This is a genomic window from Sphingomonas cynarae (assembly GCF_039537815.1).
In the GTDB taxonomy this organism is placed as follows: Bacteria; Pseudomonadota; Alphaproteobacteria; order Sphingomonadales; family Sphingomonadaceae; genus Sphingomonas; species Sphingomonas cynarae.
Genome location: NZ_BAABBF010000006.1, coordinates 42,165 through 64,461, shown reverse-complemented (window position 1 = coordinate 64,461; position 22,297 = coordinate 42,165). Strand labels below are relative to the sequence as shown.

Sequence of the window (22,297 nt, the reverse complement as noted above, 5' to 3'; positions counted from 1 at the left end):
TCAGGCGACGAACGGGAAGGCCAGCGCGATCATCCCGACCAGCGTCATCACCAGACAGACCAGCGTGGCGGGGACCAGCGTGAACCGCTGGTGATCGGCCAGATCGATGCCGACCAGGCTGACGAGCAGGTAGGTGGAGGGCACCAGCGGGCTGAGCAGATGGACCGGCTGACCCATCAGCGACGCCCGCGCGATCGCTTCCGGCGCGACGCCGTAATGCGCGCCGGCTTCGGCGAGGATCGGCAGCATCCCGAAATAGAAGGCGTCGTTGGAGATGAAGAAGGTGAAGGGCAGGCTGAGTGCGGCGGTGATCGGCGCCATGTACGGCCCCATCGCCGGCGGGATCACGCCGACCACCGCCTTGCTCATCGCCTCCACCATGCCCGTGCCGCCGAGGATGCCGGTAAAGATACCGGCGGCGAAGATCAGCGAGACCACCGCCAGCACATTGCCGGCATGGGCGGAAATCCGCTCCTTCTGGTCGGCGACGCCGGGATAGTTGACGATCATCGCGATCGCGAAGGCGATCATCATCAGCACCGACAGCGGCAGGATGCCCCAGACCAGCAGCGTCAGCAGCGTGACGACGAGGGCGGCGTTGAACCAGATCAGCTTCGGGCGACGCGCCTCGGGATATTGCGACACGGCCATGCCGGTGAATTCGTCGCTGGCGGTGATCCCCGCCTCGCCCATCCGCAGCCGTTCCTTGCGGCCGAAATAGATGGCGAGGCCGATCAGGAAGGCGAGGCCGGCGACCATGCCGGGGATCAGCGGAAGGAACAGCGTGGCGGGATCGAGCTTCAGCGCGCTGGCGGCGCGGGCGGTGGGGCCGCCCCACGGCGTCAGGTTCATGATGCCGCTGGTCGTCATCAACAGGCAGACGAGGTACAGCCGGTTCATGTCGAACCGCTTGTAGAGCGGCAGCAGCGCGGCGATCGTGATGATGTAGGTGGTCGATCCGTCACCATCGAGGCTGACCAGCGCGCACAGCACCACGGTGCCGATCAGGATGCGCATCGGGTCGCCGTGCACCAGCCGGATCAGCCGCCCGACCAGCGGATCGAACAGCCCGGTATCGGTCATGGTCGAGAAGAACAGGATCGCGAACAGCAGCATGACGCCGGTGGGGGCGAGGTTCTTGATCCCGTCGATCATCATCGGGCCCAGGCCCGCGGCCTGACCGGCGAAGACGCCGAAGATCGAGGGGATGACGATCAGCGCGACGAGCGGCGTCATCTTTTTCGTCATGATGAGCGTCATGAACGTGGCGACCATCAGGAAGCCGAGCAGGGCGAGATTCATCGCATCGTCCTTACAAAAGGGCGGAAAGGGGAGATCATCAGAAGGTGACGCCGACGCGCGCGCTGAGCGTCTGGCCGCTGTCATCGCCGGTGAAGGCGCCGGCGCGGTTGTCGGTGTTCCACCGGATCGCGTTCACCTGGAACCGGGTGAAGCTGTTGAGGTACCAGTTGACGCCGATCGTCGCGGCCCAGCCCTCGCCGCCGGTCAGGAGGCTGGTGTAATCGAGATTCTCGTAACGGGCGGTCAGTTCGATCGCGCCGACGCCGCCGTCGAAGGTGGGTTTGAGCACCTGTGGCTGGCCGAAGCTGCCGAGGCGGGGATTGTAGGGCGGCAGATCGCCGGTCAGGAAGAAGCCGCCCGACAGGCTCCACGCCTTGCTGACGAAATCGGGACGGCCGGCGTCCAGCCGCGCGTTGCGGCGGCCCGCCTCGCCCATCACCCAGAGCGGTCCGCGATAGCCGCCGACCTCGATCCCGTAGCCTGTGGTGCCGGTGCCGCCGGTCAGCGTGCCGCTGCCGACGCGCAGCGCGCCGTTGAAGCGGCCGCCGATCACGGTGTTGCGGGTCAGCGTGGTCGCGACCGAAGACAGCGATTCGTCGAAGCCCCATGCGCCGAGATGGAGGACGCCGGTCGTGGTCTTGATCGGGTTCCAGTGCGCGCGGGCCAGCACGGTGCGGCTGTCGCCGACATTCTGTACGCCGTCGATCCGGTCGCCGGTGAGGGTGACCGAGGCGTGGCCGGTCTTCCAGAACAGGCGCGGCATCACGCCGATGCCGTAAAAGCCGCGCTGCGGAATGATCGCGGTGGCGACGGTGGTGCGTTCGAGGAACGGCGTCGAATCCGAACCCGTCGAGCCTTCGAAGCTCCGATCGTTGAACAGATGGCCGGCGCGCACATCCCAGTCGAGGCCGGGCCTGATCCGTTCCCGCCAGCCGACGAAGGCGGTGACGACATCGACCTCGTTCTCGGAGAAATCGGATTCGAACTGGTAGAAGAAGTGCGTGCCGACCCCGCCTTCGAGGCCGAGGCGGAGGGCGCGCATCCCGGTGGTGGTGATGTTGCGGCCGTCATATTTCGACCCGAAGCTGGAACTGACATCGGTCAGGATGCGGCCGCGCGGCTTGAAGGTGTAGACACCGTCCGCCGAGTGGAACACGGGCAGTCCCGCGCCCCATTCGGTGGTGAGGCCGGAAGGATTGTCGCGAGCGGCGATGGCCCGGCCGACGTCGCGGTCGGCGGGGCCGGGGGGCGCGAGCTGCGGCGCGAAGGGTTCGGTGCGGCGGGGCTGGCCGGCCTGTGCGATTTGCGTAGCTGGCGTAGCGGAAACTGGTGCCGCTGCTGCGACCTGTGGCGCGGCGGGGTCGGCTGGGCGGGCGGGATCGGCCTGCGCGACGGTGGCGACACCCTCCAGTCGATCGAGCCGGGCTTTGAGCGCCGCGATCTCGGCCGCCTGCGCGCGGACCAGTGCAGCCAGATCGGCATCGGTCGGCGTTTGGGCAAGTGCGGGCGTGGCGGCGATCAGCGCCACGATGGCGCAGCCGGTACGGAAGGGGGTCATCGTTGTTGGGCTCCGGTGGCGAGGATCGCGGTCCAGTCCCGCAGGAAACGCTGGCGCTTGACGCGGTCGAGGTTGACGAGAAGCTGCGGGCCGACCCGGATCGGCCGGGTCTGGGCAGACGGCAGACGGCGGGCGCGCACGTCAGTGCGCACCGGCCACAGGCTGCGCGCGGCGAGCAGGGTCTGCCCTTCGCGCGACAGCAGGAAATCGAGGAACAGCTTGGCCGCGGCGGGATGCGCCGCATCATGCGCGACGAACGCGATGCGCGAGGTGACGATGGTGTAGTCGCGCGGGAAGGCGACACCGATGCGCGGATCGGTGCGCGCCCGCTCCAACGCATAGGAGCCGATCACATTATAGGCGATCGCCTGCCGCCCCTCAGCGACCGCGCGCAGCATCGGTTCGGTCGTCAGCGACAGGACCGGTTTCGTCGCCGCGATCGCCTCCAGCAGCGACCGGGTGTCGCGGGTGGTGGCGAAATCCTCCGACAGGTAGAGATAGCCGACATTGGAGCGGGCCGGATCGAACGTCGTCACCCGGCCGGTGAAATACGGGCGCTGCTGCCGAAGCAGCGATTCCAGCGCGGCATGGGTGCGGGGCACGCGGGCCTCCGGTACCAGCTTCCGGTTGTAGACGATGCCGATCGGCTCCGCTGTCACGCCGAAACCCATGTTCTTCCAGACCGCGGTCGGCGGCAGCGCCGGCTTCTCCGGGCTGGCATAGCCTTGCGCGAAGCCGTCGTTGATGAGCTTCACCTGCAGGTCCATCGCCGATGACCAGACAAGGTCGGCTGACGGGCGGCGCGCCCGCGTTTCGGCGACGAAGCGGCGATAGATCTCGGTGGAGCCGAGATCGGCGTACAGCACGGTGATGCCGGGATAGCGGCGGCGAAAGGCGGCGACGACGGGCATCATCTCCGCCCGGTCGGCATTGGCGTAGATGCGGACCTGCCGCTCGGCGCGGGCATCGGCGATCAGCTGGTCGTAGGAACGCGGATAGCCGGCGGGACGCTGCGCCAGCGCGGGCGTGATCGTCACGGCCATCGCCATCATCGCCGTGATCGGCCGGATACTGGAAACGGGGGTCGCCATCTGCATCTCTCCTCGCCCTCCGCGTCTCCGCTCGGATGGGCTCACCGGCGCGATAGGCGGCGAAGCTGTCAGCAGCCTTTCACGCGGGTCCAGCCCATGCGAAGGTAAGGCGATGCGCATCCTGATGATCGAGGACGACGCGGCGCTGGCCCGCGGCATCGCCGCCCTGTTGCGGGCGGGGGGCCACGCGGTCGATCATGTCGCCACGGGTCGCGATGCGCTGGCGGTGGTGGCGGGCGAACCCTATGCGGTGGTGATCCTCGACGTGGGCCTGCCCGATATCGACGGCTTCACCGTGCTGGCGCGGTTGCGCGAGCGGGGCGACCGGGTGCCGGTGCTGATGCTGACCGCGCGCGACGCGCTGGACGACCGGGTGCGCGGGCTGGATCTGGGCGCGGACGATTATCTGCGAAAACCCTTCGAGCCGGAGGAGCTGGAGGCACGGGTGCGGGCGCTGGGCCGGCGGCGGGGCGGCGATCCCCTGCCGGTGCTGGGCGTGGGCACGCTGACGATCAACCGGTCGAGCGGGGAGGCACGGGTCGGCGACCGCACGCTCGACCTGCGGCGGCGCGAGCGGACGGTGCTGGAGGCGCTGGCGACGCGGGCGGGGCGGGTGGTGCCGCGCGAACTGCTGATCGGCGAGGTGTTCGGCTTCGACGAGCCGGTCGGCGGCAACGCTATCGAGGTGCATGTCACGCGGTTGCGCGGCAAGCTGGCCCCCGACGGCCCGGAAATCCGCACGGTGCGCGGGGTCGGATACATGCTCGATGCCGGGTGACACCCGGACGCCCGCGCTGCGGACGCGGTTGCTGGTGGCGATGGTCGGGCCGTTGCTGCTGGCGGCGGTGGTGCTCGGGCTGGTCGGCGCGACGCTGATCGCCGATGTGGTGCGGCGGACCAGCGACCGGGTATTGGGCGGCGCCTTGGGCGCGATTGCGGAGACGGTGCAGGTGGAGCGCGGCGAGGTGACGCTGGACCTGCCCGCCGCCGCGTTCGGGATGCTGGAGAATGGCGAGCGCGACAATGTCTATTACCGGATCGCGGTGGGGGGCGAGTTGCTGACCGGCTATGCCGATCTGCCCGCGCCCGATCCGGCCGCGATGGCGGTCGACGTGCCCCGCTATCGCTTCGCGCACTATCGCGACCAGGACATCCGCATCGCCGAAGTGCGTCGCGCGCTGCCCCGGATCGATCGGCCGGTGGTGATCCAGATCGCCGAGACGCTGGACAACCGCCGGGCGCTCAACCGGCGGCTGATGATCGCGCTGCTGATCGGCGAATGCGTGCTGGTCGGTGCGGCGGCGCTGCTGCTGCGGCCCGCTTTGGGGTGGAGCCTGCGTCCGCTCGCCCGGCTGCGCGGTGCGGTGGAGGCGCGCGACGAACGGGCGCGGCCCGACTTCTCGCCGCTGGAGGCGGGGCCGCTGCCCAGCGAACTGCGCCCGCTGGCACAGGCGTTCGACCGGTTGCTGGCGCAGCTCGACGGCGCGACGGGCGGTGTTCGTCGCTTCACCGCCGATGCCTCGCACCAGATGCGCACGCCGCTGTCGGTGCTGAAGGTGCAGGTGGCGCTGGCGCGACGCGGATCGGGCGGGGAGCGGGCCGAGGCGCTGGACGAGATCGCGGAGGCGGTGACGCGGCTGGAACGGCTGGTGACGCAATTGCTCGCGCTGGCGCGGGCGGAGGAAGCCGGGGTGTCCGCGCCGCTGGAGGCGGTCGACCTGCGCGAGGTGGCGAGCGCGGTCATCACCCGGCTGTTCGCGCAGGCCATGGAGGCGGGGGTCGACCTGACGCTGGAAGGCGAGGAACGGCCGGTCGTGCCGGGGCACCGCACGCTGATCTTCGAGATTCTGTCCAACCTGATCGACAACGGCATCCGCTACAATCGGCGGGGCGGCACGGTGTCGGTGCGGCTCGCGGTGATGGACACGGCGACGCTGATGATCGTCGCGGACGACGGGCCGGGTATTCCCGCCGGGCACCGCGATGCGGCGTTCGAGCGGTTCGTGCGGCTCGGCGCGGCGGGCAGTCCGGAGGGCAGCGGACTGGGGCTGGCGATCGTCCGCTCCGCCGCCGCGCGGCTGAACGCGACGGTGGAACTGGAGGATGCCGAGCGGGGGACGGTGGTGGTGGTGCGGTTTCCGTCCGCCTGACTACCCCTCCCCTACGGGGGAGGGGTAGCGCTCAGTCGATATCGCCGTGGCCGAAGCCGTGGCCGGTCGTCATCTTGGCGCCGGTGCCGCTGGCGGTGCCGCTGCCGCCATTCTCCCACCAATAGGGCAGGCGACGGCGGGTGCCGGTCGTCACCTCGTTCAGCGTTGCGGCGTCGTAGAGGCGGCCACCGAGCATCACCTGCGCCACCTTGTCGCTGTTGCGGATATCGACCGTGGGATCGGCATCCAGCACGACCAGATCGGCGAGCTTGCCGACCTCCAGCGAGCCGACATCCTTCGCATAGCCGAGCGAGGTCGCCGCCGCGATGGTGCCCGCGCGCAGCGCCTCGATCGGGGTGAAGCCGCCGCGTACGAAGCTCCACAATTCCCAATGGGCGCCGAGCCCCGGCTGCTGGCCATGCGCGCCGATCGCGACCGGCACGCCCTTGTCCGCCAGTTTCTTCGCCTCGCGCGCGGTCGCCCCGTCGACATAGTCGCTTTCCGGTGCGATCTCACGCCGGGCGTTCTGCGCCGCAAGCAGCGCGGGGGGGGCGTGACGGGTGAGGAGCGGATGCCGCCACACATCGCTGTGCGCGCGCCAATAGGGGTCGCCCGCCGGGCCGCCATAGGCGACGACCAGCGTGGGCGTGTATCCCACCGTGGTCTGCGACCACAGGCCCACGACATCGGCATAGAACCGGTCGAGCGGGACATTGTGTTCGACCGTGGAATTGCCGTCCTGCACCAGGCTCATGTCCAGCGTGAACAGCGAGCCGCCTTCCGGCACCACTTCCATGTTTTCGGCCTGCGCGGCGGAGACGACCATCTGGCGCTGTTCGCGGCGCGGCTGGTTGTAATTCTTGACGCTGTGCGCGCCCTGCGCCTTCAGCCGGCGGATGATGGCCAGCGCGTCCTCGTACTTGTCGATCTGCGCATAGACGTCGGGCGCCTTGGCGCCATAGACGATCTCGCCGGTCGAGAAGGTGCGGGGGGCCAGCACCATGCCGGCCTGCTGCATCTCCGCCGCCGGAAAGATTTCGGCCGATCGCGACGAGGGGTCGTGGACGGTGGTGGTGCCGAAGGCGAGGTTCGCCATCGCCGACCAGTTCTGTTGCGGCACCAGTTCGTCGTCGCCCTGCGGCCCATGGGCATGGGCATCGACCAGACCGGGTATGATCGTCTTGCCGGTGACGTCTATCGTCTTCGTGCCGGCCGGGATCGTCACCGTGCCGCGCGCGCCGATCGCGACGATGCGGTCGCCCCGGATCAGGATCGTGGCATCGTCGAGGATACCGCCATCCGCGCGCGCCACGGTCACGACGCGCGCGCCGGTGAGCGCGACGGTGCCGGTGGGCTTGGCCGCGGCGATATCCATCGACAGCGATGTGCCGGTGCGGGGTGCCGCGAACTTCGGCGCGTCCTCGCCCGCCGGGGCGGTGCGGAACAGCGCCGCAGTATCGGCGGTGTACAGGGTCGGGCCGGCGCTCCAGTGGATGCGGCGGCCGTCATTCGACCAGTTGATGAAGTCCGCCCCGTCGCCGCTGACGCGGGTGACGGGCAGGGGCCCGCCCTTCGCATCCGTCTCCACCGCCTGCCGGCCAGGCAGCAGCGGCATCACGAACGCCTCGTAATTCTGACGGAACGCGATGTAATCCCCGGCGGGGGAGATCTGATAGTCGTTGACCAGTTCGCCGGAGGCATGGACGCGGCGGTCCTGCCCGGTCAGGTCGGTGCTGACCAGCTGGCGCTTGCCCTTGTCGTTCGCCATCAGGAACACGCGGTCGTTGCCCGCACCGAACTGGGGCGAGGCGACGTCGCGGGCGATCTGCACCGGCGCGCCGCCGGTCGCCGCGACGCGATAGGCGCCGGTGCCGGGATTGCCGCGCGGTGCGGTCAACCCGCCGCCCTCGCCCTGTTCGAACACGATCGTCTTGCCATCCGGGGAGAAGCGCGGGCGGCGATAGGTGCCGGCCACGGTCGTCACCGTGCGGGGCGATCCGCCGCTGGCGGCAACGGTGCGGACCTGACCAAGCCCGGCATCGGTCCAGCCGACGAACGCGATCTGGCGGCCGTCACGCGACCAGCTGGGATAGAGTTCCAGCTCGTCCGATCCACGGGTCAGGCGGGTGGCGGTGCCGCCGGTCGCCGGCTTGGTCCACAGCTTGCCCAGCGTTTCGAACACGATCGTGCGGCCATCGGGCGATACGCTGGCCCAGCGCGGCATCTTCGTGGCGAAGCGATCGGGGGCGACCGCGACCTGCGGATGGACCGCGTCGACGATCACGCGGGTGTCGTCGATGCGGAACGGGATCAGCGCCGCGCCCGATCCGTCCGGGGATACCCGGCGCAGCTTGCCGCCCGCCCAGAACACCAGTGCGCCATCGCCCGGCGTCCATGCCAGATTGGGGTACACGCCGGTGACGGCCCAGGTTTCCTGCACGTCGCGGTCGAGCGTGCCGTAGACGACGCGTTCGACCCCGGTGGCGAGGTCCTTCACCCACAGCTTGCTGACATTGTCCTCGCGCCGGACGAAGGCGATCCGCTTGCCATCACGCGATGGCGTCGGCCGTACCGATCCGCCCACGCCCGACACCGCAGTCGTCACCTCGCCGGTGTCGATGTCGTAGCGTTCGATGTCGAACAGATCGGTGCGCGAGTTCTGCGCATATTCGAAGATCGGCCCCGGCGACACGTTGCGGGTGTAGAAGATGCTCTTGCCGTCGGGGGCGTAGATCGGTTCGCCCAGTTCCTTCTGCAGCACCTCGCTGGCGCGCTTGACCAGCTGGACGCCGCCGCCGCCGGAGACATGGTAGAGCCAGATCTCGCCGGTGCCGAGCGAACGGCCGGTGGTGAAATGCTTCTTGGCGGCGATGAAGCGGCCGTCCGGGCTCCAGGTCGGCTGGTTGAGGAGGCGGAAATCCTCCTTCGTCACCTGCCGCTTGTCGGAGCCGTCGACGTTCATCACCCAGATATTGTCGCCGCCGCCGCGATCCGAGGTGAAGGCGATGCGCCGCCCATCGGGCGAGAAGCGCGGCTGGTGTTCGAAAGCGAGGCCGTCGGCGATCCGGGTCGGCGTGCCGCCCGCGATGCCCATCGTGTAGATGTCGCCGAGCAGGTCGAACGCGATCGTGCGGCCATCCGGCGACACGTCGACGTTCATCCAGCTGCCCTCGTCCACCCGGATCGGCACCTCGCGCGTGCGCAGGCCGGTGGGACGATTGACGTCCCAGGCGGCCGGCTTCTTCGCGGTCGGGCTGGCCGAGGCGACGGGGGTGGCCGCAGCCACCGGCGCTGGCGGCGGCAGCGCACCGGCGGGGTCGGGTACGGGCGCGGTCGCCTGATCCTCGGGCGCCTGCGTCCGCTGCACGGGCTTGTCGGCGGGTGGTGGCGCGGTCTGCGCCAGAAGCTGGCCGGCGGCGAGGCAAAGGCCGATGGCGGTCAGTGCGTGGTGCTTCACGGTGCGGTATATCCCCTGTTTGCCCAAGGTTTACCCGATCCGCCGCCGCCGTCACGCGCGAAATGCGCGTACCCGTCGCCCGTCAGTAGCTGACCGGATAATCCTTGCGGAAATCCATGCCGGCATAGGCACGCCGCATCGTCCAGGGCTGGCCCGGCTGCGACCAGTAGGGATGGCTGGCCGGCAACCCCAGCGCCACCAGCCCTTCCGAGGCGATGTACATGCTGCCGGCGTTCGAATACCAGTCGCCCAGCGCCGGCTGGTGGCCGGTGAAGCCGATCTGCATGAAGCCGCGATCGTCGAAATTGCGCAAGCCACCGGCGGTGCCGAAAACCTGTCGCGCCGCCGCCGCCGTCGCGGCGCGCACCTGCGCGGGCGGCAGCGTATCGGGCAGCCAGCCGCGCCATGCCAGCACGCCCAGCACCTGATGCGCGGCGATCCGATAGGTCAGCGACCGGCCGATCGCGGCATAGGCGCCGTCCGGCCCGATCATCCGTTCCAGATGCTCGCCGAACCGCTGCATCCGCTTCAGTGCGCGCGCCTGCTCCTCGGCCGGTTTCAGGTTGTTGAAGTTCGTCTTCCCCTTCGCGATCGTCTCCATGATCTGCACCATCATCGGGTGGATGACGTAGCTGTTGTAGTAATCGAAGTGGAAACTGGCGCCGTCGCCATACCAGCCGTCACCCAGATACCAGTCGCCGGCGAACAGCTTGATCGTCAGGTCGACCCGCATCGGGTCCCAGTCCTCGCCGATCGAGAACAGGAACGCCTCGTTCATGCAGGCGAACAGCAGCCAGTTCTGATAGGGGGGCGAGACGCGGCGGAGGCCCTTGATAACTTCGACGATGCGGCGCTTGGTGGCGGGATCGAGCGGCGTCCACAACGCCTCCGGCGCGCGCAGCAGCGCGCTGGTGAAATAGGCGCTGTCGACCAGCGCCTGGCCATGGCCTTCCCAGCCCAGCCGGTCGGGGCTTTTGGGATCGACCGAGTGGATGAAGCTCTGCACCGCCTGTTCGCGCAAGGTGCGACGGACGCGACCTTCGGCGTCATTGGTGTCGGGCAGCGCGAGCCAGGGCGCGATGCCGTCGATCAGTCGCGCGAACGCCTCCATATACGACACCTTGGGGTCGCGGCCGTCCCAGTTGGGGCTGAGTTCGGGCGTCCACTCACGCTGCAACCGCCCGCGCGCCATCCGTGACAGGATCGGCGTCGCCATCCGCTCGGCGAGCGCGGCCATATAAGCGCGGTCCTCGGCCCCGGTCGGCAAGGTGCCGGCGGACTGCGCCTGCCCGGCGCCGGCCTGCGTCGCCGCCACCGCCGGCATCGCCGCCATGCCCGCCCCGCCGGCCAGTCCGGCCAGAAAGCTGCGTCGTTCCATCATCCACTCCCCGTGTCGCCTTCGGGCCAGCATGGCGCGGGTAACTTATAATACAAGATTATTCGATTGAAACCCGATCACCGGTCGATGCGGGTCAGGCCGGTCGCATAGGCGAGCGCACGGGTGGCGTAGCCATCGGCGGCCGCGCGCAGGCGGGCAATGGCGTCAGGCGACAGGGTGCGGACGGCGCGGGCGGGGGCGCCGACGATCAGGCTGCCGGGGCCGAAGACCTTGCCTTCCGTCACCAGCGCGCCCGCCCCGATCAGGCAATCGCCGCCGATCACCGCATCGTTCAGCACGGTCGCGCCCATGCCGACCAGCACGTTGTCGCCGATCGTGCAGCCGTGCAGGATCGCGCGATGACCGACCGTGCAGCCCGCGCCGATCGTCAGCGGACTGTCGGGATCGGAATGGAGCACCGCACCTTCCTGGATATTGGTGCGATCACCGATCACGATCGCCGTGTTGTCCGCCCGGATCGCCGCGCCGAACCAGACGCTGGTGCCCGTGCCGAGGCGAACGTCGCCGATCAGGTCGGCGGACGGCGCGATCCAGGCCGATCCGTCGTCGGGCAGCGAGGGGCGGCGGCCATCGATGTCGTAGAGCGGCATCAGGCGGCCACCTGCTGCATGGTGGCGTCGGCTGTCTTGCGATGCGCGCGGAAGCGGTGGAGCAGCGGTTCGGTATAGCCGTTCGGCTGGTCCAGCCCCTCGAACACCAGCGCACGGGCGGCGCGGAAGGCGATGCTGTCCGCCTCATTGCCCGCCATCGGGCGATAGGCGGGGTCGCCTGCATTCTGTGCGTCGACCTTCGCCGCCATCCGGCGCAGCGCATCATCGACCTGCGCCGGGGTGGCGATGCCGTGGAGCAGCCAGTTCGCCATGTGCTGCGACGAGATGCGCAACGTGGCGCGATCCTCCATCAGGCCGATATCGTGGATGTCGAGCACCTTGGAACAGCCGATGCCCTGATCGATCCAGCGGACGACATAACCGAGGATGCCTTGCGCGTTGTTGTCGAGTTCCTCACGCACCTCGTCAGGCGAAGGCGGGGCGGTGGCGACGGGGATCGTCAGCAGCCGGTCCAGCGACGTGACCGGTTCGGCGGCACGGGCGGACTGGCGCGCGGCGACGTCGATGGCGTGGTAATGCGTCGCATGCAGCGTCGCGGCGGTCGGGGAGGGGACCCAGGCAGTGGTCGCCCCGGATGCCGGATGCGCGTGCTTCTGCGCCAGCATGTCCGCCATCCGGTCCGGTGCCGCCCACATCCCCTTGCCGATCTGCGCCCGACCGGCGAGGCCGCAGGCGAGGCCGATCTGCACGTTGCGATCCTCATAGGCGGCGATCCAGTCCGCCGCCTTCATCGCGCCCTTGCGGATCATCGGGCCGGCGCGCATCGCGCTGTGCATCTCGTCGCCCGTCCGGTCGAGGAACCCGGTGTTGACGAACACGATCCGGTGACGGACCGCATGGATGCAGGCGGCCAGATTGGCGGAGGTGCGGCGTTCCTCGTCCATCACCCCGATTTTGATCGTGTGGCGGGGCAGCGCCAGCAGGTCCTCGACCGCATCGAACAGCCGGTCGGTGAATGCCGCTTCGGCCGGGCCGTGCATCTTGGGTTTGACAATGTAGATCGATCCGGCGCGGCTGTTGGCGCGGGGACCCTTGACGTCGTGGAGCGCGATCAGGCTGGTGATGACGGCATCGACGATCCCCTCCGGTGCTTCCGCGCCACCGGGCAGGCGGATCGCCGGGGTGGTCATCAGATGGCCGACGTTGCGCACGAACATCACGCTGCGGCCGGGCAGGGTGAACCGGGTGCCGTCGGGCGTGGTATAGGCGCGGTCCGCCGCAAGGCGACGGGTGACGGCATGGCCGTCCTTCGTGAAGCACGCCTCCAGTGTGCCGGCCATCAGGCCCAGCCAGTTGGCATAAGCGGCGACCTTGTCCGCCGCATCGACCGCCGCGATCGAATCCTCCAGATCGGCGATCGCGGTCAGCGCGGATTCGAGGATCACGTCGGCCAGCCCGGCGGGGTCGGTGCGGCCGACCGGGTGGGTGCGATCGACGACCAGTTCGATATGCAGGCCGTGGTGGCGGAACAGCCAGTTGTCGCCGGCCCGCCCGGCCAGTTGCACCGGGTCCGCCAACAGGGGCGCATCGCCCGTCCAGTCGCGCCACGATCCCGCCGCCAGCGGCACAGTGCGGTCGAGGAAGGACCTTGCCCATCCGATCACCGCGGCGCCCCGTACCGGATCATAATTCGGGCCGGCCGCCACGCCGGGGATCGCATCCGTCCCGTAGAGCGCGTCGTACAGGCTGCCCCAGCGCGCATTGGCGGCGTTGAGCAGGAACCGCGCATTCAGGATTGGCACGACGAGTTGCGGACCCGCCAGCGTCGCCACCTCCGCATCGACATTGGCGGGATCGACCGTGAAGGCGGCGGGCTCGTCGACCAGATAACCGATGTCGCGCAGGAATGCCTGATAGGCGGGCTGATCGACCGGCTGGCCGGCACGCCCGTCATGCCAATGATCGAGCCGCCTTTGCAGGTCGTCGCGGATGCGCAGCAACCCGGCATTTTCTGGTGCGAACCGCGTCAGGATCGCAGCCATGCCGGACCAGAAACGGGCGGGGTCGATCCCGGTACCCGGCAGCGCGCGTTCCTCGATGAAGCGGACAAGGGGCTCCGCAATACGCAGTTCCGCGCGATCGACCATCGGCATATCCTCCACTCCTGTCACGTCTGATCGATCGCACGCGTTGGCGCGAACGACGATGGGTCCGGGGAGGAACATCGCCAACTTGCCCCGGATCGGTGGGCCGGGGCAAGGGGATTTTCAGGCGATTTGGGGCAGCTTCGCCAGATGCTTCTCCAGCGTGATCGGATAGTCGCGGACGCGGACGCCGGTCGCGTTGTAGATCGCATTGGCGATCGCGCCGCCGACACCGCACAACCCCAGCTCGCCGACACCCTTTGCCTTCATCGGCGATGTGGTGGGATCGACCTCGTCGAGGAAGATCACCTCCTGATGCGGGATATCGGCATGGACGGGCACTTCGTAGCCGGCGAGGTCATGGTTGACGAAGAAGCCGAACCGCTTGTCGACCGCCAGTTCCTCCATCAGCGCGGCGCCGACGCCCATCGTCATCGCACCGATCACCTGACTGCGCGCCGCCTTCGGGTTGAGGATGCGGCCAGCGGCACATACCGCCAGCATCCGGCGGATGCGGACCGTACCGGTCCAGGCATCCACCCCCACCTCGACGAAATGACCGGCGAAGGTGGATTGCTGCATCTTCTTGGCCAGATCGCCGAACTCGATGCCATCCTCCGCCGACAGCCCGGCATCGCCCGCCGCTTCGGCCAGCGAGACGCTGCGATTGCCGGCCCGGACCTTGCCGTCCGCGAATTCGACGTCGGTGGAATTGAAGCCGAGCCGTTGCGCCACCGTCTCGCGCAGCTTCATGCAGGCGGCGTAGACGCCCGCGGTCGAGCTGTTGCCGCCCCATTGCCCGCCCGATCCGGCCGATACCGGGAACGAACTGTCGCCGAGCAGCACCACGACCTTGTCGATCGGCACGCCCATCACCTCAGCCGCGGTCTGGGCGACGATCGTATAGGTGCCGGTGCCGATATCGGTCATGTCGGTGGCGACGGTAACGATACCCTTGCGATCGATACCGACCCGCGCGGCCGACTTCATGTTCATGTTGTTGCGGAACCCGGCGGCGACGCCCATGCCGACCAGCCAGCGCCCGTCACGGACCTGGGCGGGCTTCGGATTGCGCTTGTCCCAGCCGAACCGGTCCGCACCCTGACGCAGGCAGGCGATCAGGTTGCGCTGCGAGAATTTACGCTCCGGCTTGGCGGGGTCGACCTGCGTGTCGTTGCGGATGCGGAACTCCACGGGGTCCATGCCCAGCTTTTCGGCCATCTCGTCCATCGCGATTTCGAGCGCCATCAGGCCCGGGGCCTCGCCCGGCGCGCGCATCGCATTGCCCTCCGGCAGGTCGAGCACGGCGAGGCGCATCGCCGTCATCCGGTTCGCGCCGGCATAGAGCAGCTTGGTCTGCGACACCGCCGTCTCGGGACCGCCGCCGGGCAGGTCGCCCGAACCGCTCTCGTGCCCGATCGCGGTGATCGTGCCGTCCTTGGTGCAGCCGATACGGATGCGCTGCACCGTCGCGGGGCGATGCGTGGTGTTGTTCGCCATCATCGGCCGGGTCAGCGCGACCTTGACCGGGCGGCCCGCCGCCTTCGCGCCCAGCGCCGCCATGATCGCGTCGGCGCGGACGAACAGCTTTCCGCCGAATCCGCCCCCGATATAGGGGGAGATCAGGCGGACATTCTCCTTGGGGATGCCCAGCGTCAGCGCGACATCGCCCTTGCCCCAGGCGATCATCTGGTTGGAGGTCCACAGCGTCAGCTTGTCCCCCTCCCATGCCGCGATGCTGGCATGGGGTTCCATCATCGCATGGGTCTGGTCGGGCGTGGTGTAGCGTGCATCGAGCGTGACCGGGGCCGCGGCGAACGCCTTGTCAAAATCGCCGACCCGTTCGATCGGCGGGGCGCTGCTACCCTCGCCGCTGCTGTCGCCCTTGAGCGGTGCGGCGGTCAGCGCGGCGTCGAGATCGAACCGGCCCTTGCCCCGCGCATAGTCGACACGGACCAGCGCGGCGGCGGCGCGCGCCTGTTCGAACGTCTCGGCGACGACGACCGCGATCGCCTGATGATAATGGTCGATCTGGGGTCCGCCGAGCAGCTTGGCAGTGTTCATCTTGCCCTTGGCCAGCGGGCCGGCATTATCGGCAGTGACGATCGCGATCACGCCGGGGGCGGCTTTCGCATCGCTCAGGTCGATCGACGCGATCCGCCCCTTGGCGATCCCGGCCCCGACGACATAGCCATAGGCCTGATTGGCGACCACGTCGTGGCGTTCATAGGCATAGGGGGCGGTGCCGGTGGTCTTGCGCGGACCGTCGATCCGGTCGGTGGGCTTGCCGACGACCTTCAGCTGATCGATCGGGTTGGTCCCGGCGGGCGTGTCGAACTTCATGCGGATGCCTTCCCGGTCCGTGCTTCGGCCATCACCGCGGCGAGTGTTCGCTCGACCAGTGGGACCTTGAATGCGTTGTCGGCGGTGGGCTTCGCGCCCGCCAGCAGCCGGCCGGCGACGGCGCGCGAGCCTTGCGGCATCGCCGGTTCCGCCGCCTCCACCCGCCATGGCTTGTGCGCGACGCCACCGACCGCGACGCGGCCGGTGCCGTCACGCTGGATCACGGCGGCGACCGAGACGAGCGCGAAGGCGTAGGAGGCGCGGTCACGGACCTTGTGATAGAAATGCTGTCCGCCGATCGGCTTCGGCAAGGTGACGGCGGTAATCAGTTCGCCCGGTACCAACGCGGTTTCGATATGCGGCGTGGTGCCGGGCAGGCGATGGAAATCCGCGATCGGGATCGTCCGGGTCTGGCCCCCCGGGTTCACCGTCTCCACCTTCGCATCCAGCACCCGCATCGCGACCGCCATGTCGCCCGGATAGGTGGCGATGCACGCATCGCTGCCGCCGATCACCGCGAGCTGGCGGCTGTAACCACCGATCGCCGCGCAGCCGGACCCAGGCTTGCGCTTGTTGCACGCCATGTTGGTGTCATAGAAATACGGGCAGCGGGTACGCTGGAGCAGGTTGCCCGCCGTCGTCGCCTTGTTGCGCAATTGTCCCGACGCCCCCGCGACGATGGCGCGGCTCAACACGCCATAGTCGCGACGGACGCGCTGATCGGCGGCAAGGTCGGTGTTGCTGACCAGCGCCCCGATGCGCAGGCCGCCATCGGCGGTAGCGGCGATGGTGTCGAGGCCGAGGCCGTTCACGTCGACCAGATGGGCCGGTGCCTCGATCTCCAGTTTCATCAGGTCGAGCAGGTTGGTGCCGCCGGCGATGAACTTCACGTTCGGCCGGGCGGCGGCAGAGGCCGCTGCCGCGGGGGAGGTGGCGCGTTCGTAGGTGAAGGGCTTCATGCGCGGGCTCCCGCGACGTCGGTCATCGCGTCGACGATGTTGGAATAGGCGCCGCACCGGCAGATGTTGCCACTCATCCGCTCGCGCATCTCGTCCCCGGTCGCCTGTGGCCGGGCCGTCAGATCGGGGGTGACGTGGCTGGGGACGCCGGCCTTGATCTCGCCCAGCACCGCCACCGCGGAACATATCTGGCCGGGGGTGCAATAGCCGCACTGATACCCGTCATGCTTCACGAAGGCGGCCTGCATCGGGTGCAGCTTGTCGGGCGTGCCCAGCCCCTCGATCGTGGTGATCGCATCGCCCTCATGCATCACCGCGAGGCTGAGGCAGGAATTGATCCGCTTGCCATCGACCAGCACGGTGCAGGCGCCGCACTGGCCATGGTCGCACCCCTTCTTGGTGCCGGTGAGGTGGAGATGCTCACGCAGCGCGTCGAGCAGGGTGGTCCGGGTGTCGACCTCCAGCGTGCGACGGGTGCCGTTGACCCGCAGATCAACCTTCATCGTGGTCGGTGCGGGCTGGGAAGGGGGCGTCTGCGCCTGTGCGGGAATGGCGGTCAGCGCCGCCGAAGCCGCCCCGCCCACCAGAATACCGCGCCGGCTGATCGCCGCTTCGCCGGAATCGTCCGTCATCATTCTTCCCTCGCCGGCCGCCACCCCCGTCGCAGGGGCGTGAGCGCGTTCGCCCGTGTCATGGAGATACCGACGATATCGTCGTCGGCTATCCGATCGACACGCTCAACGCATGGCGGGGCGGGGGTGGTTCCTGATGCAAGTTATTCTCACCCAAATCGGCGTCTACAGGTGATGTTCCCGGCGCAGACGGCGCAGCAGCGCGGGGGCGGGGCGGGTCAGCAATTGCCGCAACGGCCGCAGGATCAGCATCGCGTCGAGCGACAGCGCCAGCACCACGATCACCGCACCCAGCGAGGCGCCACCGATCACGCGGACCCACCGCTCCCCGGTCAGCGGCGTGCCGCAGCGGAACAGCGCCAGGGCAAGTATCGCGGCGGCGGCAAGACGCAACACGCGAACCTGACGGGGGTTGGGCACCCCCGCCTCCCGCCGGAAGCGGAACGAGGCGGCGGCCAGCAGTAGCCAGGCGATCGCGGCGAGCAGCGCGGTTTCAAGCATCGACCAATACCTTCGAGCGGCGGGAAACGGGGAGACGCGGCGTCCGGCCGGCGCGGCGGGCGGCGATGCCCAGCAGCAACGCGATCGCCAGCATCGCGATGTCGAAGCCGGCGAACGTCCAGTCGCCCGCCGCCAGCGACCGCGGCAAGCCACGCGCCGTCGTCAGCAGGTTGACCACGGGCACGGCGGCGAAGGCGAGCGCGCCGACCGCGAACCCCTCGGCCCAGGCGCGGCGGGCGGGACGCAGCAGTTGCAGCAACGCGGCCCCGCCCCATGTCCAGAACATCGCCTGCACTTCCAGATCGGCGCGCCCGGCCAGATCGACGGGGATCAGCCGGTTCGCGAGGAAGAACGCCGCCATGCCGATCGGCAGCCCGGCGACGACCGCGATATTGAGCCGCTCGACCAGTCGCAGGCCGAAGAACGGGGCGACGCCGGGGCGACGGCGGGCGGTGGTCCATAGCAGCAAGCCGGTGCCGACCATCGCCGCGCCGGTCGCGCCTAGCAGGAACAGCGTCCAGCGCAGCGCCGGCCCCGCGAACTGCGCGATGTGCAGGCCGAGCATCACGCCTGCGGTGGCGAGGGCCGACCCCGGATCGGGCGACTGCGTAATCACCTGCCCGGTCGCGCCGGCATAGGTGATCGAGGCTCCGCGCGCATCGAGTGAGGCGCTGGGGTGGCGGGCGACGGTGACGGTCGCGGCCCGGTCGCCGGGATGGCGGATGACGACGCGGGTGGCGGTGGCGCCCCAGCGCCATTCGGCGGCCGCGACCAGCGGGCCGACCGGTACCAGCGGTGCCGGCGTGCCGCTCGCCTCCGCATCGGCGGGCAGGCCATAGGCGGCCTGCGCGAAGTCGAGCGGCTTGGCATAGTTCGTGGCGATCGGCCACGGCATGTACATCACCACCAGCGTGATGAGCCCGGTATAGGTGATGACCGCGTGATAGGGCAGCGCCAGCACCGCCGATACGTTGTGCGCGTCGAGCCAGCTCCGCTGCCCCTTGTTCCAGCGCAGCGTGAAAAAATCGGCGAAGATGCGCTTGTGCGTGACCACGCCAGAAATGATCGCGCCGAGCATGAACAACCCGCACAGCCCCGCCAGCCAGCGACCCCAGGGATAGGGCAGTTGAAGCTGGAAATGGAACCGGTAGAAATGCTCGCCCCCGCGCGTGTCGCGGGCGGCGATCGGATCACCGGTCCGGGGATCGAGTTGCAGTTCGCCACGCGGACGGGGCGGTGCCTTGGGATTGGGCTGTTCGAACACGCGGGTGATGCCGGTGCGATCGTCTGGCAGATAGATATACCATTGCACGTCGTCCGCGCCGACGGTCTGCAGATGCGCGACGGCGGCGGTGGCGGCCTGTGCCGTGGTGACGCTGCGCACCGGCAGTTCGGGCTGCATCCAGCGGGTGATCTCCGGCCGGAAATAGCTGGCGGTGCCGGTCAGGAACATCGCGAACAGGATCCAGCCGGCCAGCAGCCCCAGCCAGCCGTGGATCCAGGCCATGTTCTGGCGCAGCGATCCTGTCACGGTCGCACGCCCAGCAGCCACAGCAGCGCGCCACCGGCCAGCGCGATGCCCCACACCGCCGCCAGCACGCGCGCCAGCCGGCCTTCGTGAAAGCACCACAGCCCGATCACCGCGTAGAACAGGAACGACAGCGTCATGCCCCATGCGGTGACCTCCGCCCGGTCGCCCGGCAGCAGTCGGGCGATCAGCGTCGCCAGCACTGCCGCGGCGGCATAGCCCCCCACCAGCGCCGTGACGCAGCGTGCCGCCATCGCCCCGCCGCGCCACGGCAGGCGGGCGGTACGGGGGGCGGGCTGCGGTCGCTGCCGGTCGATGAACATTACGTTATGAGCCTCTTGCCCGGATGACGATCTCCCTTTAGCGGCTGTTGCGACTGACTAGCAATATCGAATCTCGGGGTTGACGACATGCGTACAGGATGGGCAGCGATGCTGTGGGGAACGATGCTGGCCGGCATCGCGGCGCCGGCCATGGCGGAACCCGTCGCCGATCGGATCGTGACGGCCGACGACGATACGCAGCGCGGTGACGAGATCGTCGTCAACGGCGAACGGGTGAAGCGCACCGCCGAGACGGGCAGCAAGACCGCCACCCCGCTGATCGCGCTGCCGCAATCGGTGACGGTGATCGACGAGACGGAACTGCTGCGTCGCAACGCGCTGTCGATCAATCAGGCGCTGGGCTATGTCGCCGGGGTTTCCCCCAACCAGCGTGGCAATGTGGCGACGCGGTACGACCAGTTGTACATCCGCGGCTTCACCCCCGGTGTCTACATGGACGGGATGCGGCTGCTCGGCGGCCCCTATTCCAGCCCGCAGATCGATTTCCATCTCGTCGAGCGGGTCGACGTCATCAAGGGGCCGGCATCGGTCCTTTACGGCAATTCGACGCCGGGTGGCCTCGTCAATCTGGTCAGCAAGACGCCCTATGCCGAAGCCGGCGGACGGATCGAACTGGCCGGTGGGAGCTTCGACCTGCTGCGCACCGCGATCGACGTGAACCAGCCGCTCGACCGTGATGGCAAGTTCCTGTTCCGCGTGATCGCCGGGGCGGAACGATCCGACGGCTTCATCGCGCGTACCGGCAACCGCCGCTATTATGCGCGGCCGATGCTGACCTTCGCCCCGGACGACCGGACCGACATCACGCTGATCCTGAACTATCAGCGCGATCCGGAGGCGGCGTCGTACAGCGGCGTGCCCGTCTATGGCTCCGCGCTGCCTAACCCGTCCGGCGAACTGCCCCGCGACCTGAACGTGTCGGAGCCCGCCTACGAGGCGTTCGACCGCAAGCAGAAATCCGCCACCCTGCTGTTCCGGCGCCAGCTGAACGATGCGCTGACCTGGACCACCAACGCCCGCTACCTCGACATCGATCTGCATTACCGGCAGATTTATCTGTCGTTCGCGGCGAACGCCAATCTGGATGCGGCCGGCAATACCAATCTGTCGCGGATCAGCCGTGGCGGCGGTGGTGCCGACGAGTCGTTCCGCACGATCACGCTCGACAACCGCATCGCGGCGACCTTCGCCACCGGCCCGGTCGGGCACACGGTGATCGCCGGGGTCGACTGGCAGAACAATCAGGGCCGCAACACGCAGGCGTTCGCCACCGGGCTGACGGGCAATCCCCGTATCCCCGATCTGGACCTGTTCAACCCCGTCTATGGCCTGTCGCTGCCGACCAGCGATCTCGGCCGGTTCGCCGGCGTGGCGCGCAATTTCCGCAAGATCGATCAGGTCGGCGTCTATGCGCAGGACCAGATCACGCTGGGTGGCCTGAACCTGATCGCAAGCGGGCGGTACGACTGGTACACGCAGTTCACCCAGAACCTGAACCTCGCGCCGGGCAATGCCGCGGCCGTGACTCGCCTGTCGCAGACCGCCTTCACGGGGCGGCTGGGCGCGCTGTACGAATTCGGTTTCGGGCTGGCGCCGTTCGTCAGCTATTCGGAAAGCTTCGAGCCGCAGACCGGCACCGGGTTCGACGGATCGGCCTTCGTGCCCGTCAGCGGCCGCCAGTACGAGGCGGGGCTGAAGTTCCAGCCGCGCGGCACCAATGCGCTGTTTACTTTCTCCGCCTTCGACCTGCGGCGGCAGAACGTGCCGGTCGGCGATCCCAACAATGTCGGCTTTTCGGTCCAGGTCGGCGAGGTGAAGGTACACGGACTGGAACTGGACGGTCGCGGCGATCTGGCACCCGGCCTGTCGCTCAGCGTGGCGGGGACGTACACCGATCCGCTGACGACGCGGGGCAATCCGCGCGTCGGCATGGGCGACCAGCTGGCGGGCGTCACCGGTACCCGTCCGCTCGGCATTCCGAAATGGAGCGCGTCCAGCTTCATCGCCTATGATCTGAAACAGGCGGCGACCGGGGCGTTGGGCGGCCTCAACCTGGGGGCGGGCGTCCGGTATGTCGGCAAATCCGATGGCACCGCGCAGACCGTCGTGGCGCGGCAGTTGATCACGCAGCGGTTCAGTTCCCCAGGGTTCACACTGGTCGATGCGGTCGCCGGTTACGATTTCGGCGCGCTCGACCCACGCTGGCAGGGTCTGTCATTGTCGGTCAACGCCGCCAACCTGCTGAACAAGCGGCATATCGCCAGCTGCTTCTTCAACAACAGCTGCTATTTCGGCGAATCGCGGACGGTGGTGGGGACGCTGCGCTACAATTGGTGAC

Annotated in this window: 16 protein-coding genes; 3 read left to right on the top strand and 13 right to left on the bottom strand. The window is 68.8% G+C overall.

From position 1 onward, the window contains the following. The 3 genes from ABD719_RS13300 to ABD719_RS13290 are packed head-to-tail and all read right to left on the bottom strand — an operon-like array spanning position 1 to position 3,951. Positions 1-1,302: a CitMHS family transporter gene (locus ABD719_RS13300; RefSeq protein WP_344693872.1), complete on the bottom strand. Its 1,302-nt coding sequence runs from the start codon at positions 1,300-1,302 to the stop codon at positions 1-3. Positions 1,303-1,339: 37 nt separating this feature from the next. After that, positions 1,340-2,860 carry an OprO/OprP family phosphate-selective porin gene (locus ABD719_RS13295; RefSeq protein ID WP_344693871.1) on the bottom strand — a complete coding sequence of 507 codons (1,521 nt, stop codon included), beginning with the start codon at positions 2,858-2,860 and terminating at the stop codon, positions 1,340-1,342. Next, on the bottom strand, positions 2,857-3,951 hold the full coding sequence (locus ABD719_RS13290; protein WP_344693870.1) for an ABC transporter substrate-binding protein: 1,095 nt from the start codon (positions 3,949-3,951) through the stop codon (positions 2,857-2,859). The genes ABD719_RS13295 and ABD719_RS13290 overlap by 4 nt, the downstream gene beginning before the upstream one ends. Positions 3,952-4,063: 112 nt before the next feature. Between ABD719_RS13290 and ABD719_RS13285 the strand changes: the two genes are divergently transcribed. Both ABD719_RS13285 and ABD719_RS13280 read left to right on the top strand, forming a co-directional pair. Then, positions 4,064-4,729, top strand: a complete 666-nt coding sequence (locus ABD719_RS13285) for a response regulator (protein WP_344693869.1) — start codon at positions 4,064-4,066, stop codon at positions 4,727-4,729. Then, on the top strand, positions 4,719-6,101 hold the full coding sequence (locus ABD719_RS13280; RefSeq protein ID WP_344693868.1) for a sensor histidine kinase: 1,383 nt from the start codon (positions 4,719-4,721) through the stop codon (positions 6,099-6,101). Before ABD719_RS13285 ends, ABD719_RS13280 begins: the two co-directional genes overlap by 11 nt. A 31-nt stretch (positions 6,102-6,132) precedes the next feature. On the opposite strand, the gene ABD719_RS13275 is transcribed toward ABD719_RS13280, so the two are convergent. The 10 genes from ABD719_RS13275 to ABD719_RS13230 form a co-directional block, all read right to left on the bottom strand. Continuing rightward, positions 6,133-9,558 carry an amidohydrolase family protein gene (locus ABD719_RS13275; protein WP_344693867.1) on the bottom strand — a complete coding sequence of 1,142 codons (3,426 nt, stop codon included), beginning with the start codon at positions 9,556-9,558 and terminating at the stop codon, positions 6,133-6,135. Positions 9,559-9,640: 82 nt separating this feature from the next. Next, positions 9,641-10,936, bottom strand: coding sequence for a DUF2264 domain-containing protein (locus ABD719_RS13270; protein ID WP_344693866.1), 1,296 nt, complete (start codon positions 10,934-10,936; stop codon positions 9,641-9,643). Between the two features lie 77 nt (positions 10,937-11,013). Next, a complete protein-coding gene (locus ABD719_RS13265; RefSeq protein ID WP_344693865.1) occupies positions 11,014-11,547 on the bottom strand; it encodes a gamma carbonic anhydrase family protein in 534 nt (177 codons plus the stop codon). Then, a complete protein-coding gene (locus tag ABD719_RS13260; RefSeq protein WP_344694026.1) occupies positions 11,547-13,655 on the bottom strand; it encodes a malate synthase G in 2,109 nt (702 codons plus the stop codon). The genes ABD719_RS13265 and ABD719_RS13260 overlap by 1 nt, the downstream gene beginning before the upstream one ends. A gap of 120 nt (positions 13,656-13,775) precedes the next feature. Further along, on the bottom strand, positions 13,776-15,995 hold the full coding sequence (gene paoC, locus ABD719_RS13255; protein WP_344693864.1) for an aldehyde oxidoreductase molybdenum-binding subunit PaoC: 2,220 nt from the start codon (positions 15,993-15,995) through the stop codon (positions 13,776-13,778). Next, on the bottom strand, positions 15,992-16,954 hold the full coding sequence (locus ABD719_RS13250) for an FAD binding domain-containing protein (protein ID WP_344693863.1): 963 nt from the start codon (positions 16,952-16,954) through the stop codon (positions 15,992-15,994). The genes paoC and ABD719_RS13250 overlap by 4 nt, the downstream gene beginning before the upstream one ends. After that, positions 16,951-17,586, bottom strand: a complete 636-nt coding sequence (gene paoA / locus ABD719_RS13245) for an aldehyde dehydrogenase iron-sulfur subunit PaoA (RefSeq protein ID WP_344693862.1) — start codon at positions 17,584-17,586, stop codon at positions 16,951-16,953. Before paoA ends, ABD719_RS13250 begins: the two co-directional genes overlap by 4 nt. 165 nt (positions 17,587-17,751) lie before the next feature. Continuing rightward, a complete protein-coding gene (locus ABD719_RS13240; protein WP_344693861.1) occupies positions 17,752-18,087 on the bottom strand; it encodes a hypothetical protein in 336 nt (111 codons plus the stop codon). Further along, entirely contained in the window at positions 18,080-19,594 is a 1,515-nt protein-coding gene (locus ABD719_RS13235; RefSeq protein ID WP_344693860.1) for a PepSY-associated TM helix domain-containing protein, read from the bottom strand. Before ABD719_RS13235 ends, ABD719_RS13240 begins: the two co-directional genes overlap by 8 nt. A gap of 20 nt (positions 19,595-19,614) precedes the next feature. Next, positions 19,615-19,938, bottom strand: a complete 324-nt coding sequence (locus ABD719_RS13230) for a ketohydroxyglutarate aldolase (RefSeq protein WP_344693859.1) — start codon at positions 19,936-19,938, stop codon at positions 19,615-19,617. Positions 19,939-20,025: 87 nt separating this feature from the next. On the opposite strand from ABD719_RS13230, the gene ABD719_RS13225 reads away from it, so the two are divergent. Next, the gene (locus ABD719_RS13225) at positions 20,026-22,296 is read left to right on the top strand and encodes a TonB-dependent siderophore receptor (protein ID WP_344693858.1); all 2,271 of its coding nucleotides are present in this window, start codon (positions 20,026-20,028) and stop codon (positions 22,294-22,296) included. The last annotated feature ends 1 nt before the right edge of the window (position 22,297 follow it).

Excerpts from the sequence above, each read along its gene's own strand:
- ABD719_RS13230 (WP_344693859.1), bottom strand. The coding sequence starts at position 19,938 with ATGTTCATCGACCGGCAGCGACCGCAGCCCGCCCCCCGTACCGCCCGC.
- ABD719_RS13260 (WP_344694026.1), bottom strand. The coding sequence starts at position 13,655 with ATGGTCGATCGCGCGGAACTGCGTATTGCGGAGCCCCTTGTCCGCTTC.
- ABD719_RS13225 (WP_344693858.1), top strand. The coding sequence starts at position 20,026 with ATGCGTACAGGATGGGCAGCGATGCTGTGGGGAACGATGCTGGCCGGC.
- ABD719_RS13250 (WP_344693863.1), bottom strand. The coding sequence starts at position 16,954 with ATGAAGCCCTTCACCTACGAACGCGCCACCTCCCCCGCGGCAGCGGCC.
- ABD719_RS13235 (WP_344693860.1), bottom strand. The coding sequence starts at position 19,594 with ATGGCCTGGATCCACGGCTGGCTGGGGCTGCTGGCCGGCTGGATCCTG.
- ABD719_RS13270 (WP_344693866.1), bottom strand. The coding sequence starts at position 10,936 with ATGGAACGACGCAGCTTTCTGGCCGGACTGGCCGGCGGGGCGGGCATG.
- ABD719_RS13240 (WP_344693861.1), bottom strand. The coding sequence starts at position 18,087 with ATGCTTGAAACCGCGCTGCTCGCCGCGATCGCCTGGCTACTGCTGGCC.
- paoA (WP_344693862.1), bottom strand. The coding sequence starts at position 17,586 with ATGACGGACGATTCCGGCGAAGCGGCGATCAGCCGGCGCGGTATTCTG.
- ABD719_RS13280 (WP_344693868.1), top strand. The coding sequence starts at position 4,719 with ATGCCGGGTGACACCCGGACGCCCGCGCTGCGGACGCGGTTGCTGGTG.
- ABD719_RS13290 (WP_344693870.1), bottom strand. The coding sequence starts at position 3,951 with ATGGCGACCCCCGTTTCCAGTATCCGGCCGATCACGGCGATGATGGCG.
- paoC (WP_344693864.1), bottom strand. The coding sequence starts at position 15,995 with ATGAAGTTCGACACGCCCGCCGGGACCAACCCGATCGATCAGCTGAAG.
- ABD719_RS13300 (WP_344693872.1), bottom strand. The coding sequence starts at position 1,302 with ATGAATCTCGCCCTGCTCGGCTTCCTGATGGTCGCCACGTTCATGACG.
- ABD719_RS13285 (WP_344693869.1), top strand. The coding sequence starts at position 4,064 with ATGCGCATCCTGATGATCGAGGACGACGCGGCGCTGGCCCGCGGCATC.
- ABD719_RS13295 (WP_344693871.1), bottom strand. The coding sequence starts at position 2,860 with ATGACCCCCTTCCGTACCGGCTGCGCCATCGTGGCGCTGATCGCCGCC.
- ABD719_RS13265 (WP_344693865.1), bottom strand. The coding sequence starts at position 11,547 with ATGCCGCTCTACGACATCGATGGCCGCCGCCCCTCGCTGCCCGACGAC.